Below are 15,121 nucleotides of genomic sequence, written 5' to 3'. Positions count from 1 at the left end.
GCAAGAGCGAACATTGTGCTCCGGTGTTTGTGGCTTGTTGTACTGGTCTTTGTAGGCCACGTTTAACCCCGAAGTGTCTCCCCACTCTTCGGGGTTTCTTTTTGCCTGCGATTTGCCTTGTGATTGCTCAGCGCTCCGGCGAATCCTGGAAAAAGCTCGGGTTGTCGCGCAAATACTGCTCGCGCATGACCGGGTCCAACCACAGCAAGTAGGACTGCAGAAGCTGTTCCTGTGGGATTTCGCGTAGTACCTGGTCGATCCGCGCGATCGCCTGGCGACCTTGGGGCGTGTCCGAGCAACCGATATGCGTACGCTGGTAAGGCGCTGAGCCTTTGATGGGATAGAACATCAAGTCCTGCGGCGCAATGCCCTGCTGTGTGGCGTGATAGCGGATTTCCGGCCAGTAGCCCAGCACCGCTTCCAGCCGCCCAAGGCGCTGCATTTGCAGCAGACTGCCAAGCGCGTCATTGCCGTAATGCAGTGCCAGGATGTGTGAGTCGACGCCTTTTAGCTGTGCATCGATGACCGGGCCGTAGCTGCGTTCGGCGGTCGCGCCAATGCGTGCTTTATGCGAGTCGAGAAAGGCTTGCAGGTCAAATTGGCCCTCGGCAATAAAGGGCGCCATTTGCTGATACTGGCTTCGTCGCAGGGTCACCCCGTTGCTCGCCACCACGAAGGCCTGGGCCGAAAACACAACGTATGTCGCGCGTTCCGGCGTCCATAGCAGCGCCGGGTCGCAGGTCAGCGAGGCTGCGCGCAGCATTTGAATGCTGCGGGCGCGGTTGACGTGCATCATGGTATGACGGTACTCCGGCAGGCGCTCGCTGAGTATCGGTAGCAACTGATCCAGTACGCCCTGGCCTTTTTTTGGCCCCTCGAAGATGGTCACTGGCGGCAGGTCGCGCAGCAGCCAGGTCAAGGTGTCCTGAGCATGCGAGGTGAGCGGCCATACGCCGAATACTGAGCCGAGCAGGCACAGCTGAATGAACCGACGTGTGCGCGGGTGAGCCATCAGATCGCGCCGTCCTCACGCAAGCGGGCAATGGCGGCCGTGTCATAGCCCAACGCATTGAGCACTACGCTGTTGTGTTCACCCAGCTGCGGGCCGACCCACTCACAACTGCCTGGCGTGTCCGAGAGCTTGGGCACGATCCCCGGCATCTTGAAATCCTTGCCGCCCGGCAACTTGGCCTTCAGAAACATTTCCCGCGCCAGAAACTGCGGGTCACCGAGCATGTCTTCGGCGCTGTAGATACGACTGGCCGGGACCTCAGCCTTGTTGAGCTGCTCAACCACTTGCTCCAGCGGCAGTGAGTTGACCCAGCGGTCGATCACGCCGTACAGCTCGTCACGGCGGCTGTCGCGCCCGTCATTGCTGGCCAAGACCGGGTCATTGGCCAGGTCCTCACGGCCAATCGCCGACATGAAACGCTTGAAGATCGCATCGCCATTGGCGCCGATTTGCACGTGCTTGCCATCGGCACTGGTATGGATCGACGAAGGCGTGATGCCGGGCATGATGTTGCCGGTGCGCTCGCGGATAAAGCCGAACACGTCGAACTCCGGGATCATGCTCTCCATCATCGCGAAAATAGCTTCATACAGCGCCACGTCCACCACCTGGCCAAGCCCGCCGTTGACCTCGCGGTGACGCAGCGCCATCAGCGCGCCGATCACCGCCCACAAGGCGGCGATCGAATCGCCGATGGAGATCCCGGTGCGTACCGGCGGGCGGTCTTCAAAACCGGTGATGTAGCGCAAGCCGCCCATCGACTCGCCCACCGCGCCGAACCCCGGCTGGTCTTTCATCGGCCCGGTCTGGCCAAAGCCCGAAAGGCGCACCATCACCAGCTTGGGGTTCAGTGCATGCAGGGTTTCCCAGCTCAGGCCGAGTTTTTCCAGCACGCCGGGGCGAAAGTTTTCGATCAGGATGTCGGCGTCTGCCAACAGCTGTTTAAGGATCGCCAGGCCATCGGGGTGCTTGAGGTTGAGGGTCAGCGACTGCTTATTGCGCGCCTGCACAAACCACCACAGCGACGTGCCCTCATACAGCTTGCGCCATTTGCGCAACGGGTCACCGCCGTCCGGGGATTCAACCTTGATCACCTCGGCGCCGAACTCGGCGCAGATTCGCGACGCAAACGGGCCGGCGATCAGGGTGCCCAGTTCGATGACTTTCAGGCCGGCAAGCGGTTTGGCATTAAGCGACATGAGGATCCTTAGCAAGCGTGGGCGGTGGTGTGATGCCTTTTAACATAGGCGAGCCCCCTTGGGATAAGGATGATGCAGCGCAGTATTCGTTGATTGGCCCCGCCATCGGTTAGACTGGCCGCCTTTCCCTGTCTCTAGAAGCCCGTTCATGGCCCAGCCGTCCACGACCTACAAATTCGAACTCAATCTCACCGACCTCGATCGTTCGGTGTACGAGAGCGTCAAACAGACCATCGCCCGCCACCCTTCGGAAACCGAAGAACGCATGACCGTGCGCCTGCTGGCCTATGCCCTCTGGTACAACGAGCAACTGGCGTTTGGTCGTGGTCTGTCCGATGTGGATGAACCAGCCCTATGGGAAAAAAGCCTGGATGATCGGGTTCTGCACTGGATTGAAGTCGGCCAGCCTGACGCCGACCGCCTGACCTGGTGCTCGCGCCGTACCGAGCGCACCAGCCTGCTGGCCTATGGCAGCCTGCGTGTATGGGAAGGCAAAGTGGTGCCGGTGGCCAACAACCTGAAAAACGTACACATCGCCGCCGTGCCGCAGGAAGTCCTCGAGACCCTGGCCAAGGACATGCCGCGCGTGATCAAGTGGGACGTGATGATCAGTGAAGGCACGATTTTTGTGACTGATGATCGCGGCCAGCACGAAGTGCAACTGCAATGGCTGGTTGGCGAGCGCGGTTGAAAACTGTGGGAGCTGGCTTGTGTGGGAGCGGGCTTGCTCGCGAAAGCATCAACGCCGCGTAACTGCTTGACCGAGGCGCCTGCATCGCAGGCAAGCCAGCTCCCACATTTGATCCACTGCATTTCAACATCCCTGTTTAACCGTTGTATTAGAAGAGAAGCACCCGCCACCTCATGCGTATCGATCCTCGCCCGTTGCCCGCCGTCCTGCCGTTTCTCGGTGAACTGCCACCGCTGTTGACCCGTCTCTACGCCGCGCGCGGGGTGCAGTCTGAAGCCGAGCTGGACAAGAGCCTGGCGCGGTTGATTCCTTACCAGCAGCTCAAGGGCATCGATGCCGCGGTGGACCTGCTGGTGACGGCCTTGGAGCAGCGCCAGCGCATTCTCATCGTCGGTGACTTCGACGCCGATGGCGCCACTGCCAGCACGGTGGGCACCTTGGGCCTGCGTTTGCTCGGTGCGGCGCATGTCGACTACCTGGTGCCCAACCGCTTCGAGTACGGCTACGGCCTGACCCCGGAAATCGTCGCGGTGGCGCTGCAGCGCGAGCCGCAGTTGCTGATTACTGTGGATAACGGTATTTCCAGTGTCGAAGGCGTGGCGGCGGCGAAGGCGGCCGGTTTGCAGGTGTTGGTCACCGACCACCACTTGCCGGGCGATGAGTTGCCGGCGGCAGACGCCATCGTCAACCCGAACCAGCCCGGCTGTGAGTTCCCCAGCAAGGCGCTGGCCGGCGTCGGCGTGATCTTTTACGTGTTGATGGCTTTGCGTGCGCGGTTGCGCAGCCTGGGCTGGTACGACAACAAGCCGCAGCCGAACATCGGCGAATTGCTTGATCTGGTGGCCTTGGGCAGCGTCGCTGACGTGGTGCCCCTGGACGCCAACAACCGCATCCTCGTCCATCAGGGCCTGGAGCGCATTCGTGCCGGTCGTGCGCGGCCGGGCATCAAGGCGATCCTCGAGGTCGCCAAGCGCGACCACGCGCGCATCACCTCTACCGATCTCGGTTTCATTCTCGGGCCGCGCCTGAATGCCGCCGGGCGCCTGGATGATATGAGCCTGGGCATCGAATGCCTGCTCACCACCGACTTCGCCGCCGCGCGGGAAATGGCGGCGCAACTGGACGGTATGAACCAGGACCGCAAATCCATCGAACAGGGCATGCAGCGCGAGGCGCTCGCCCAGCTCAAGGATTTGCCGGTGGAATCGATGCCGTACGGTTTGTGCCTGTTCGACCCGGAATGGCACCAAGGCGTGATCGGCATTCTGGCGTCGCGGATGAAAGAGCGGTATTTCCGCCCGACCATCGCCTTTGCCGACGCCGGCGACGGCCTGCTCAAGGGCTCAGGGCGCTCTGTGCAGGGTTTTCACATCCGTGATGCCCTGGCGGTCGTTGCCAGCCAGCATCCCAACCTGATCGCCAAGTACGGCGGTCACGCCATGGCGGCGGGTCTGACGTTGCCCGAGGCGAATTTCCCACTGTTTGCCGAAGCCTTTGACGCTGAAGTACGTCGGCAACTGCGTGAAGAAGACCTCACCGGGCGCTTGCTGTCTGACGGCACCTTGGCCGTGGAAGAGTTTCACCTGGAACTGGCGCGCGCATTGCGGCATGCCGGGCCGTGGGGGCAGCATTTTCCAGAACCGTTGTTTCACGGCGTGTTTCAGTTGGTCGAACAACGCGTAGTGGGCGAGCGGCACCTGAAAGTGGTGCTCAAGAGCGAATGCGGGTCAGTGAAGCTTGATGGCATTGCGTTTGGTGTGGACCGTGAAGTCTGGCCGAACCCGACGGTGCGTTGGGTGGAGTTGGCCTACAAGCTGGACGTGAACGAGTTCCGTGGGCAGGAAACTGTGCAGTTGATGATTGCGCATATCGAACCGCGCTAGTTATTCGGCACGCCGCAAACAAATGTGGGAGCGGGCTTGCTCGCGAATACGGAGTGAAGTGCGCCCCAAAAGTTGGACAGCTAATGGTTAGGCTACCGCGGACCGGGTTCTGTAAGCCACAGGGCTCAGTCCGCCAAGCTTCGTTTTGATTCGCTTATGGTTGTAGTAATGGATGTACTTATCCAGCCCGGCCTGCAGCTGAGCAACGCTGTCGAAGCTTTCCCGATAGTAAAACTCCGACTTCAGGGTACCGAAAAAGCTTTCCATTGTGGCGTTGTCATAGCAGTTCCCTTTGCGAGACATGCTCTGTTCCAACCCAGCTTTTTCCAGTTTTTCCCGATACTTTGAGTGTCGATAGTGCCAGCCCTGATCCGAGTGCAGCATGGGTTTGGCGCCTTCGGGCAAGCGCTCAAGGGCAAGCTCCAGCATGTCGCCTACCAAGGCGTATTGGGGGCGGACGGCGGTCTTATAGGCCACAATCTCTCCGTTGTACAAGTCCAGTACTGGGGACAGATACAGCTTTTTGCCGGCCACTTTGAACTCGGTGACATCGGTTACCCATTTCTGATTTGGTTGCTCAGCTTCGAACTGACGAGCCAGGATATTGGGCGATACCTCTCCCATTGGCCCTTTATACGATTTGTATTTTTTCGGTCGCACTGTGCATTTCAGGCCTAACTCTCCCATCAGCCGTCGTACCGTTTTACCGTTGATCAACGGCGTTTGCTTACGTAGCTCTAAAGTCATCCGACGGTAACCAAGGCGGCCCTCATTCTCGTCTTGGATAGTCTGGATAGAGGCTTTGATCGAGATAAACCGGTCCGCAACGCCCATCGCCTTGAGTTGGTAGTAGTACGTACTTCGCGCAAGACCTACCAGCTTGAGCAAATCACTCAAGGGGAAAGCTTGTTTGAGCTCAGTGACTAATCGGGCTTTTTCTTCGCTTCTCTCTCTCGCCTCATCACCGCCTCGCCCAACTCTCCAAGCTTTTTTAGGTAGGCGTTCTCCATGCGCAAATACTGCAGTTCATCGAGTAATGCCTTGTGTGCAAGCTGTGCGTCGGTGAGTGGGGTGGTAGTTTTACGCGGTTTAGAAGGCGGCTTGGGCATAGCGGTAATCGATCCTTTTTTCCCTGACTCCAGGGCTTCAATACCGCCACTGTAATACTGCTGTTGCCATCTGCCCACCTGGCTTGAGTTACCCAGGTTGAAGAGCGCCGCTGCGCGGCGCAAAGATAAGGAGTCGCGCCACATGCGTTGCAGCACTGAAAACTTGAACAAGGGACTGTAGCGTTCGCCGGTTCTGCTTAGACAGGCTTCGCCATGTAATCGGTAAGCCTCCACCCAACGACGAAGCAAGGTGGGATCCATTTGAAATTGAGCGGCTATGCGGCGAAAGCCTCGGCCCTGTTCAAGGAAAGTGGTAATGGCGGAAAGCTTGAACTGCGTCGTGTATTTGCTCATGAAAAGCCTCAGGAGTTGGACGGGTGTCCAACTTCTGGGGCGCACTTCAGAGTGTCAGTCAACGTTGCTGTGACTGATCCACCGCTTTCGCGAGCAAGCCTGCTCCCACATTTGGTTTTGCATACAGCCTAGAGTTACTCGGCTTTGTCCTTGGCCTGGTGCTTCACGATGATGTCTACCAGCCGCTGCGCCAGCGCCGGGTAGTTTTCATCAAAGTGATGCCCGCCTGGCAGCTTCACCGCTTCGCCAACAGCGGTCTTGTCGGTGCAGCCACTCTCGTCGACTTCTTCGGCGCCGTAGATGCACACCACTTTGTCAGCCGGCAGCTTGGCCATTTCCGGGCCGGTCGCGGCTTCTTTGCCGGCGTTGCCCAACCAACCTTCCACTTCGATTTCAAAGCTACCGGTACGTGCGAACGCCAGCAGGATGATTGCATCCACGCGCTGCTGTTCGTTTTCCGGCATGCGGTTGTAGATCGCCGGCAGTACGTCAGCGCCGAACGAGTAGCCGGTCAGGACGAAGCGCTTGGTGCCCCATTTCTGCCGGTAGTGCTGCATCAGTTCGGTAAGGTCTTTGGCGCTCTGTTCCGGGGTCTTGTGCTGCCAGTAGTAGCGCAGGGTGTCGATGCCGACCACCGGGTAGCCGATCTTGGCCATTTCACCGGCCACGTCACGGTCCAGGTCACGCCAGCCGCCGTCACCGGAGAGGAACAGGGTAACGGTGTCCTTGGCTTGGCCAGCCGGCACTTCCACCACTGGAATCGCCAGGCCGCCGTTGTCCGAACCGACCAATTGCTTGCGCAGTTCGTTGTTCAGCACTTGTGGGTAATGAATGTCGTAGTCGCTGATGCTGGTGGTCGCGCGCGGAGTGTCGCGTACGAAACTGGCGCTTTCATCGTCAGGGTTATCGTTCCACGCCACCAGCCAGTTGCCATGGGCGGAGGTCTTCGGCAGCGGGTCCTTGCAGCCTTCCTGTACCAGGGCGAAACCGACGGAGATGGCGTTGGCCTTGTCGTCGTTCTGTGTGGCCAACCAGCGCCAGGCGAGCGCAGCGCCAGGGCCGATGCCGCTGACCAGGGTCGCCGGGCCTTTAAGCTGTGCCAGGGCGCTTTGCAGCGCTTGTTCCTGCAGCTTGCAGTCATCTTTTGGCAGGACCACTTGAACGATTTGAGCTGCGCCGCCCTTGCTCAGGGCAATCAACTGGCTGTCGGTCAGGGTTTCATCGGCCATCACGGCCACCGCCACACGGGCTTTTGCCGAGCCGTTAGGCGTTACACGGGTCATCACCGAGCCGTCAGCCTGGGGCAGTTGCTCCAAGGTCGGTTGCGGGGCAGGGCGGTTCCAGTACCAAAAGCCACCCGCCGCGATCAGCGCGAGCAGCACTACAAAGGCCAACACATACCGCCAGGAGCGTCGAATCATCAGCGTTTCACCAATCCAGTCAAGCCGCCCGCAATCAGGGCGGCGGTATCGGCCAGTGCCACCAGCGGATCAAGTCCTGCGGGCACGGCCATATAACGGGGTTCCCAGTCAGGCTGGAACTTGTCTTTAAAGCGGCGCAAACCTTGGAAGTTATACAGTTGCTCGCCACGGCGGAACACCATTGAGCCCAGGCGTTGGGTCAGCGGGGCGCCACGGCGGGGTTGCAAGCCCGACAATGGCACCATGCCGAGGCTGAAGCGGGCGTAGTCGTGGTTCTTATAATGTTGAATCAGGCCAACCATCATGAATTCCATGGTCAGCTTCGGCGCGTCCGGGTGCGCACGCATCAGGTCGAGACTGGCCAGGTCGTGGTTGTAAGTCTCGAGCAAGTTGGCGAAGGCCACCGGGCGCCCTTCGAAGCGAATGATCGCGATGCGAAAGTGCTTGAGGTAGTCGTCGCTGAAACGGCCTAGCGAAAAGCCCTTTTCCCGCACGTTCTTGCCGGTCAGCCAGGCATCGGAGATGACTTTGAGTTCGTCCATCGGCGCCTGGCCCGGGTCGAAGATCTCCAGGGACAGGCCGTCCCGGGTGCCACGGTTCCAGGTGTAGCGCAAATCCTTCATCTCTTTGCCCTTGGCTTCCAGGTCAAAGCGTTTCAGGTCGACGCGGGCTTCTTCACCCAGCTTGATCGCGGTGAGGCCAATGTCCATGTAGTACGGCAGGTTCTCGGCGCGTACCTGGTAGAACACCGGGCGCGCGTGATGGATGTCGCACAGGTCACGGAACTGCCAGATCATCTCGGCGCGCGGTTGGGTCGGGCCGATTGGGTCATACAAAGCCACCAGGCTGCGCCCGCGACGGGCGTACATCAGGAAGGCTTCATCGTTGGGGTGGAACAGCAGCGCCTTGTCACCGGTCAGTGCCAGGCCGCCGTCGGGTTGGGACGAGGCCATCAAGATCTTGGTGGCGCGTTCCAGTTCATCCGGGGTCGGCAGGTGGATCACCGGGCGCGCGGTGCGCAGCAACCAGGTCAACGAGACGATCACCAGCAACACCGCCGCACCCAGCAACGAGCGCAGGCCGCGTGGGGCGTTGGCATCCAGGGTGAACTGCCACCACAGCTGATGGCTGTAGGGTACGTCTTGATAGGCAAACAGCAGCAGCCAGATCGAGGCCCCCAGCACGCACACGCTGGCCACCAGGTAGAGCGGCGAGAACGGCAGCTCGGTCAGGCGGCTGGCGCGGTAGAACGAGCGCCGGAAGATCGCCAGCAGCACGGCGGTCATGATCATCAGGCTGGCTTCTTCCCAGTCGAAGCCTTTAAGCAGCGAGAGCAGGGCGCCGGTCAGCAGCAACACCATGGTCAGCATCCAGGCGGCGGATAAACGCCGACGCAAACCTTGGGCAAGCAACAGGCACAGCACGCCGATCAGGCTGGCACCAAAGTGCGAGGCGTCAATCAGGCGGTGGGGAATCAGGAAGCCGATGTTTTCCAGGCGTGAGTCGATTTCCGGCGTTGCGCCGGAAAACAGCAGGACCACGCCGGACAAAAAAACCAGTACGGCCAGCACCGGTGCGGCCAAGCCTGAGGCCACCCGCAGGCTTTGCTGGGTCTGGAACAGGCGCTGGGCTTCGTTGACCAGCAGGAACACACAGGCGATCAGCAGCGGCAGTACCACATAGATCATCCGGTACAGCAGCAGGGCGGCGGCCAATGGCGCGGCGCCCAGCTTGTCGGCAAAGGCGGCGAGCAGAATTGCTTCGAATACACCCACGCCGCCCGGTACATGGCTGAGCACACCGGCGGCCAGGGCCAGCAGGTACACCAGCAGGAAGGGGCCGAACGGCGGCGCTTCCGGCAGCAGCATATAAAGGACGGTGGCGGCGGCGGCGACGTCCAGTGCGGTAATCACCAGTTGCAGGAACGTCAGGCGCCGGCCGGGCAGGCGCAGCGTGCGGCGACCCGCCTTGACCAGCAGGTTGTCCGGGTAGGGTTGTTCCGCCAGGCGGCGGCGATAGATGCCGATGCACAGCGCGACCGACAGCAGCAGCACCGCACCCGCAATGCCACCCAGCAAACCTTGCGACAGGTGCAGGTAGGTCGATGCTGCCGGCAAGTTGCTCAGCGTGGCCAATGCAGCCAGCGGCGGCAGGGCGCAGCCCAAGGCCAGGCTGGCGAACACGGTCATGTGCGCGACTTCTGAAGCCCCGATGCCATGGCGTGCATATAAACGGTAGCGCACCGAACCGCCGGAGAGCATCGACAGGCCAATGGCGTTGCCGATGGCAAAGGCGGTGAAGCCACCCAGGGCCAAGGTTTTGGCGGGCAGCTTCACCCCGGCATAGCGCGCGCCGGAGAACTCATAGCCCAACAGAATGATGAAACCGACGACCGCCGCCGCAAACGCACCCAGCAGGGCGGGCTTGGGCACTTCCAGGATCGAGTCGTGGAGAGCGTACAGGTCCAGTTCCAACAGCAGGTGTCGGCAGGCGATCAGGGCGATTGCGAACAGCAACAGGGTAACGGCCAACCCGATGGGCTGACGGTATTTGCTCAACAGATCCAGCCAGCGCAAACGGGCGGGTGTGATCGGTTGTGTCGCTGTGACGGTGTCTTGTGGTTCAGACGAGTTGGCGCGCATCAATCACCTCGTGGATTGTGCGCGACAGGATGGAGGTATCCAGCCAAGTTACCAATCCCTATGGACAAAATAATTACAAATATTAACGCGTATCGCCGGGTGCGGCGACTGCGGCCATTGGTTGTAGAGGGGAGCGCTTGAGCATTGAGCATAGCGTGCAATGAGATGGACTCTACAAACCGTATACGGTTTCATGAAAGATGCCATGCCATTGTTTCAGAAGAACTTTTTCGCCAGATACAAAAAAGGCCACTCTTTCGAGTAGCCTTTTTTGATGTTTGGTTGCGGGAGCCGGATTTGAACCGACGACCTTCGGGTTATGAGCCCGACGAGCTACCAGACTGCTCCATCCCGCGTCTGTGGGCGGCATTCTACAGCGCAACGACGAGGTGTCAACCGTTAATCGGCCGATGGGTCAAATTAGTGTGAATTAGTGGCTCAAGCGACCTAAGTTCTCGTTTGGAAACGGTTTTTGTAGTGAGCGGGCTTGTCGAATCGTCGCACCACCCGCGACGGGTTGCGGAGCAGCCCGTAGTGAAGTTCACGCGCTCTGGTCTTTAGAAAATAGACGCGCACAAAAAAGGCCACTCTTTCGAGTAGCCTTTTTTGATGTTTGGTTGCGGGAGCCGGATTTGAACCGACGACCTTCGGGTTATGAGCCCGACGAGCTACCAGACTGCTCCATCCCGCGTCTGTGTGTCGGTATTCTACAGAGGAACGCAGGTGTGTCAACCTGTGAATAGAAGAAAAGCGCTTGTGGTTCAACCGCTTAGCTCTCCAAAGCGTGCCTTGGAAGGGCTCGGGGCCAGTCGGGCCGAGGGTTTCAGCTCTATCGATGGGCTGATTTCGATTGAAAAAATAAATTCATCTGCGAGATTTCCCACCGTTCAAACGGAAGATTCAAACTACTGGTGCTATATACAGGTGTGAGTGCGATACTGGCCGCCCGTTGGATTACACCCTCTGTTTATATGACGCAGCGCAAAATCATCCACGTCGACTGTGATTGCTTCTACGCCGCCATCGAGATGCGCGACGACCCGAGCCTGGCGCAAAAGCCCCTGGCGGTTGGCGGCTCGGCGGACAGAAGAGGGGTGATCGCTACCTGCAACTATGAGGCGCGGGCGTATGGCGTGCGGTCAGCCATGTCGTCACGCCACGCCTTGAAGCTGTGCCCGGACCTGACCATCGTTAAGCCGCGCATGGATGCCTATAAGGAAGCGTCGAAGGAAATCCAGACGATCTTTCGTGATTACACCGACCTGATCGAACCGCTGTCACTGGACGAAGCCTTCTTGGACGTCTCTGACAGCCCGCATTTTGGCGGCAGTGCCACGCGTATCGCCCAGGACATTCGCCGTCGGGTCTCCAACCAACTGCACATCACCGTGTCAGCAGGCGTTGCGCCGAACAAGTTCCTGGCCAAGATCGCCAGCGACTGGAAAAAGCCCAACGGCCTGTTTGTGATCACCCCGGACCAGGTCGAAGACTTCGTGTCCCAGTTACCGGTAAACAAGTTGCACGGCGTCGGCAAGGTCACCGCCGACAAGCTGGCGCGCCTGGGCATTGAAGACTGCCTGCAATTGCGTGAGTGGAACAAGCTGGCGCTGGTGCGTGAATTCGGCAGTTTTGGCGAGCGGCTCTGGAGCCTGGCCCGTGGGATTGATGACCGCGTGGTGCAGAACGATAGCCGCCGGCAATCCATCAGTGTGGAAAACACCTACGACGTGGACCTGCCGGATCTCTCAAGTTGTTTGGCGAAGCTGCCCGAGCTGATGGAAACCCTGGCCGGGCGTATGGCGCGCATCGACAGCAGCTATCGGGCGGGCAAGCCGTTCGTCAAAGTGAAGTTTCATGACTTTACCCAGACCACCTTGGAGCAAGCCGGGGCAGGGCGGGATCTGGAGAGTTATCAACAGCTGTTGACCCAGGCGTTCAATCGCGGTGGTAAACCGGTGCGGTTGCTGGGGATTGGGGTGAGGTTGCTCGACCTAAGCAGCGGCAATGAACAGCTCGAGTTCTCCTGGTAGAAACCCAAAACCACCTGTGGGAGCAGGCAAGCCAGCTCCCGCAGGTGTATTTCGGTGTTCTCGGGAATTCAGCGAGCCCCAGGATCCGCCACCAATCGCCCCGCATCCTTGGTCAGCGCCTGCAGAAACTCCTGCTGCAACTCGGGATCATTGCGGGTCAGTTCGATCAGGCTTTGTTCCAGCTCACTGGCTTCTTCTTCCAGGCCCAGTTCCGACAGACGCTTGACCCTGTGCACCCACTGGTTGACTTCGTCATCTTCCAAGTCGTCGTAAATCAGGCCATGGGCTTCCAGCAACTTGCCGCGCAGGGTGTTGCTGATCGCCAGGGTGGAGTCCGAATGCACGTCGTCCTGGCCATCTTCCACGCTGATCTTTAGGGTCGTGACGCGGTTCAGGTCCTGCTCGGCAAATGGGCTGTCCAACAGGTTCAGGCGCAGTACGCCGTTGCGGTCGGTGGTCAGCTCATGGGTCTGCTTGCCGGCGGTGACCTGTACCGGGCGTTCGCTCCAGGGCAGGCTCGAATACTCCGTGCGCTTGTCGCGCTGGACTTCATCAATGCCGGCCAGGTTCTGTTGCGCACGGCCGTGGGATTGCACGTTCATGAACGGGTTAATGCCGTCCACGCCGTAGCTCAGCCAGTCGCGGGTCATGCTGGTGGGCAGGTTGCCGAGGGCGAAAATGTTCGCCACGTTGGCCCCCGCGCCCGCCACCAAAGCGACCGCGCCCAGTGGCATCTCGTAGAGTTTGCGCCAGGGTTGGTAGGGCGTGTAGCGATCGTAACGGCGGGTGACTTCGAATTCGGTGACCTCAAAGGTCTTCTGCTCGTGAATGCGAACCCGGCGTTGCGGCAGTTCCAGCACTTTGGGTTCGCCTACATCGATCTGCAGGCTGTGATCGAGCAACTTACGCTCGATCCGCTCCTCGTGCTCACTGCGTTGCGACATCTGGTTGGCGCAGCCGCTGACCAGCAGGGCGCCGCACAAGGCGGCGCCCCCCAGGGCTCTGGTGTTTCGCTTGAACATGACTTCTCTTGATCTGATTTTCAGCGACGAATACGCGCCTGAAGGAAAGACAGCACGTCAGCCACCGGCAACGGTTGGGCTTCGGCTTCGGTCCGGCTCTTGTATTCCAGATTGCCATCGGCCAGGCCGCGGTCACTGACCACGATCCGGTGCGGGATGCCAATCAGTTCCATGTCGGCGAACTTGATGCCCGGGCTGGTTTTCTTGTCCCGGTCATCCAGCAACACTTCAAAACCGGCGGCCGTGAGTTCGGCATACAGTTTGTCGGTGGCTTCGCGTACTTGCTCGGTTTCGTAGCGCAGCGGTACCAAGGCCACTTGGAACGGCGCCAGGGCGTCACTCCAGATGATGCCTTTCTCGTCGTTGTTCTGCTCGATGGCAGCAGCCACCACGCGGGACACGCCAATGCCGTAGCAGCCCATGTCCAGGGTGATCGGCTTGCCGTTCTCGCCCAGCACTTCGCACTTCATCGCCTTGCTGTACTTGTTGCCCAGCTGGAAGATGTGCCCGACTTCGATGCCGCGCTTGATTTCCAGGGTGCCCTTGCCATCCGGGCTTGGGTCGCCGGCCACTACATTACGCAGGTCGGCCACGGTCGGAACCGGCAGGTCACGTTCCCAGTTCACGCCAAAGTAGTGCTTGTCGTCGATGTTGGCGCCGATACCGAAGTCGCTCATCAGCTCGACCGAACGGTCGATGATGATCGGCAGCGGCAGGTTCAACGGGCCGAGCGAGCCGGCACCGGCGCCAATGGCGTCGCGCAGTTCGGCATCGCTGGCCATGACCAGCGGGCTGGCCACGCCAGGTTGCTGGGCAGCCTTGATTTCGTTGAGCTCGTGGTCGCCACGGATCACCAGGGCGATCAGCTTGCCTTCTTCTTCGGCGCGCACGATCAGGGTCTTGATGGTCTTTTCAATCGGCAGATTGAATTTTTCCACCAGGGCCGCGATGGTCTTGGTATCAGGTGTGTCCACGAGGCGCAGCGCTTCAGCCGGTACTGGGCGGGAAGTCTCGCGTGGCACGGCTTCGGCTTTCTCAATGTTCGCCGCGTAGTCGGAACCGTTGCTGAACACGATATCGTCTTCGCCGGAGTCGGCCAGCACGTGGAATTCGTGGGAGCCGGCGCCGCCGATGGAACCGTTGTCCGCTTCAACCGGGCGGAATTTCAGGCCCAGGCGCGTGAACACGTTGCAGTAAGCCTTGTGCATGCGGTCGTAGGTGACCTGCAACGAAGCTTGGTCGGCGTGGAACGAATAGGCGTCCTTCATGATGAATTCGCGGCCGCGCATCAAACCGAAGCGTGGGCGGATTTCGTCACGGAATTTGGTCTGGATCTGATACAGGTTCAGCGGCAGCTGTTTATAGCTGCTCAGCTCGTTGCGCATCAGGTCGGTGATCACTTCTTCATGGGTCGGGCCAGCGCAGAAATCGCGGCCATGACGGTCCTTGAAGCGCAGCAACTCAGGGCCGTACTCTTCCCAGCGCCCGGATTCCTGCCACAGCTCAGCCGGTTGGGTGCTCGGCATCAACACTTCCAGAGAGCCGGCGGCGTTCATTTCTTCGCGAACGATCGCTTCGACCTTGCGCATCACCTTCAAGCCCATGGGCAGCCAGGTGTACAGGCCGGAGGCCAGTTTGCGGATCATACCGGCGCGCAGCATCAGCTGATGGCTGATCACAACCGCGTCGGAAGGCGTTTCTTTCTGTGTGGCGAGCAAATATTGACTGGTACGCATGGTAGGCCGTTGTCGGTTGCTT

Annotated in this window: 9 protein-coding genes, 2 tRNA genes and 1 pseudogene; 3 read left to right on the top strand and 9 right to left on the bottom strand. The window is 59.9% G+C overall.

Annotation, left to right across the window (positions count from 1 at the left end):
* Positions 1–127 precede the first annotated feature (127 nt).
* Positions 128–1,012, bottom strand: coding sequence for a TIGR02285 family protein (locus K0P33_RS26200; protein WP_094951954.1), 885 nt, complete (start codon positions 1,010–1,012; stop codon positions 128–130).
* Positions 1,012–2,211 (bottom strand): CaiB/BaiF CoA-transferase family protein, encoded by a 1,200-nt coding sequence (locus K0P33_RS26195; RefSeq protein ID WP_242152347.1) that lies wholly within the window; start codon positions 2,209–2,211, stop codon positions 1,012–1,014. The genes K0P33_RS26200 and K0P33_RS26195 overlap by 1 nt, the downstream gene beginning before the upstream one ends.
* A gap of 148 nt (positions 2,212–2,359) precedes the next feature.
* On the opposite strand from K0P33_RS26195, the gene K0P33_RS26190 reads away from it, so the two are divergent.
* Positions 2,360–2,902 carry a YaeQ family protein gene (locus K0P33_RS26190; protein WP_003193952.1) on the top strand — a complete coding sequence of 181 codons (543 nt, stop codon included), beginning with the start codon at positions 2,360–2,362 and terminating at the stop codon, positions 2,900–2,902.
* Between the two features lie 173 nt (positions 2,903–3,075).
* Positions 3,076–4,785 carry a single-stranded-DNA-specific exonuclease RecJ gene (gene recJ / locus K0P33_RS26185; protein WP_094951956.1) on the top strand — a complete coding sequence of 570 codons (1,710 nt, stop codon included), beginning with the start codon at positions 3,076–3,078 and terminating at the stop codon, positions 4,783–4,785.
* Positions 4,786–4,872: 87 nt separating this feature from the next.
* Here the strand turns inward: recJ and K0P33_RS26180 are convergent.
* From K0P33_RS26180 to K0P33_RS26160, 5 genes and pseudogenes are all read right to left on the bottom strand, one after another.
* Positions 4,873–6,248: pseudogene (locus K0P33_RS26180) on the bottom strand (IS3 family transposase).
* Positions 6,249–6,382: 134 nt separating this feature from the next.
* On the bottom strand, positions 6,383–7,669 hold the full coding sequence (locus K0P33_RS26175; protein WP_242152344.1) for an AcvB/VirJ family lysyl-phosphatidylglycerol hydrolase: 1,287 nt from the start codon (positions 7,667–7,669) through the stop codon (positions 6,383–6,385).
* Complete coding sequence (gene mprF, locus K0P33_RS26170) at positions 7,669–10,311, bottom strand: bifunctional lysylphosphatidylglycerol flippase/synthetase MprF (RefSeq protein WP_242152341.1); 2,643 nt, start codon at positions 10,309–10,311, stop codon at positions 7,669–7,671. Before mprF ends, K0P33_RS26175 begins: the two co-directional genes overlap by 1 nt.
* Positions 10,312–10,590: 279 nt before the next feature.
* Positions 10,591–10,667 (bottom strand) — tRNA-Met (locus K0P33_RS26165).
* Positions 10,668–10,925: 258 nt separating this feature from the next.
* Positions 10,926–11,002, bottom strand: a tRNA-Met gene (locus K0P33_RS26160).
* 280 nt (positions 11,003–11,282) lie between these two features.
* Here K0P33_RS26160 and dinB point away from each other — a divergent pair.
* Positions 11,283–12,341, top strand: a complete 1,059-nt coding sequence (gene dinB / locus K0P33_RS26155; protein ID WP_094953014.1) for a DNA polymerase IV — start codon at positions 11,283–11,285, stop codon at positions 12,339–12,341.
* A gap of 68 nt (positions 12,342–12,409) precedes the next feature.
* Here the strand turns inward: dinB and K0P33_RS26150 are convergent, their stop codons facing one another.
* Both K0P33_RS26150 and K0P33_RS26145 read right to left on the bottom strand, forming a co-directional pair.
* Complete coding sequence (locus tag K0P33_RS26150) at positions 12,410–13,363, bottom strand: hypothetical protein (RefSeq protein WP_094953013.1); 954 nt, start codon at positions 13,361–13,363, stop codon at positions 12,410–12,412.
* Positions 13,364–13,383: 20 nt separating this feature from the next.
* The gene (locus K0P33_RS26145; RefSeq protein WP_242152338.1) at positions 13,384–15,099 is read right to left on the bottom strand and encodes a proline--tRNA ligase; all 1,716 of its coding nucleotides are present in this window, start codon (positions 15,097–15,099) and stop codon (positions 13,384–13,386) included.
* Positions 15,100–15,121 lie beyond the last annotated feature (22 nt).

Origin of the sequence: Pseudomonas sp. ArH3a, assembly GCF_022648765.1 — a bacterium.
In the GTDB taxonomy this organism is placed as follows: Bacteria; Pseudomonadota; Gammaproteobacteria; order Pseudomonadales; family Pseudomonadaceae; genus Aquipseudomonas.
The sequence above is the reverse complement of the archived record's forward strand: the minus strand, read 5'-3'. Positions and strand labels throughout refer to the sequence as shown.

Excerpts from the sequence above, each read along its gene's own strand:
- K0P33_RS26200 (WP_094951954.1), bottom strand. The coding sequence starts at position 1,012 with ATGGCTCACCCGCGCACACGTCGGTTCATTCAGCTGTGCCTGCTCGGC.
- K0P33_RS26195 (WP_242152347.1), bottom strand. The coding sequence starts at position 2,211 with ATGTCGCTTAATGCCAAACCGCTTGCCGGCCTGAAAGTCATCGAACTG.
- K0P33_RS26190 (WP_003193952.1), top strand. The coding sequence starts at position 2,360 with ATGGCCCAGCCGTCCACGACCTACAAATTCGAACTCAATCTCACCGAC.
- recJ (WP_094951956.1), top strand. The coding sequence starts at position 3,076 with ATGCGTATCGATCCTCGCCCGTTGCCCGCCGTCCTGCCGTTTCTCGGT.
- K0P33_RS26175 (WP_242152344.1), bottom strand. The coding sequence starts at position 7,669 with ATGATTCGACGCTCCTGGCGGTATGTGTTGGCCTTTGTAGTGCTGCTC.
- mprF (WP_242152341.1), bottom strand. The coding sequence starts at position 10,311 with ATGCGCGCCAACTCGTCTGAACCACAAGACACCGTCACAGCGACACAA.
- dinB (WP_094953014.1), top strand. The coding sequence starts at position 11,283 with ATGACGCAGCGCAAAATCATCCACGTCGACTGTGATTGCTTCTACGCC.
- K0P33_RS26150 (WP_094953013.1), bottom strand. The coding sequence starts at position 13,363 with ATGTTCAAGCGAAACACCAGAGCCCTGGGGGGCGCCGCCTTGTGCGGC.
- K0P33_RS26145 (WP_242152338.1), bottom strand. The coding sequence starts at position 15,099 with ATGCGTACCAGTCAATATTTGCTCGCCACACAGAAAGAAACGCCTTCC.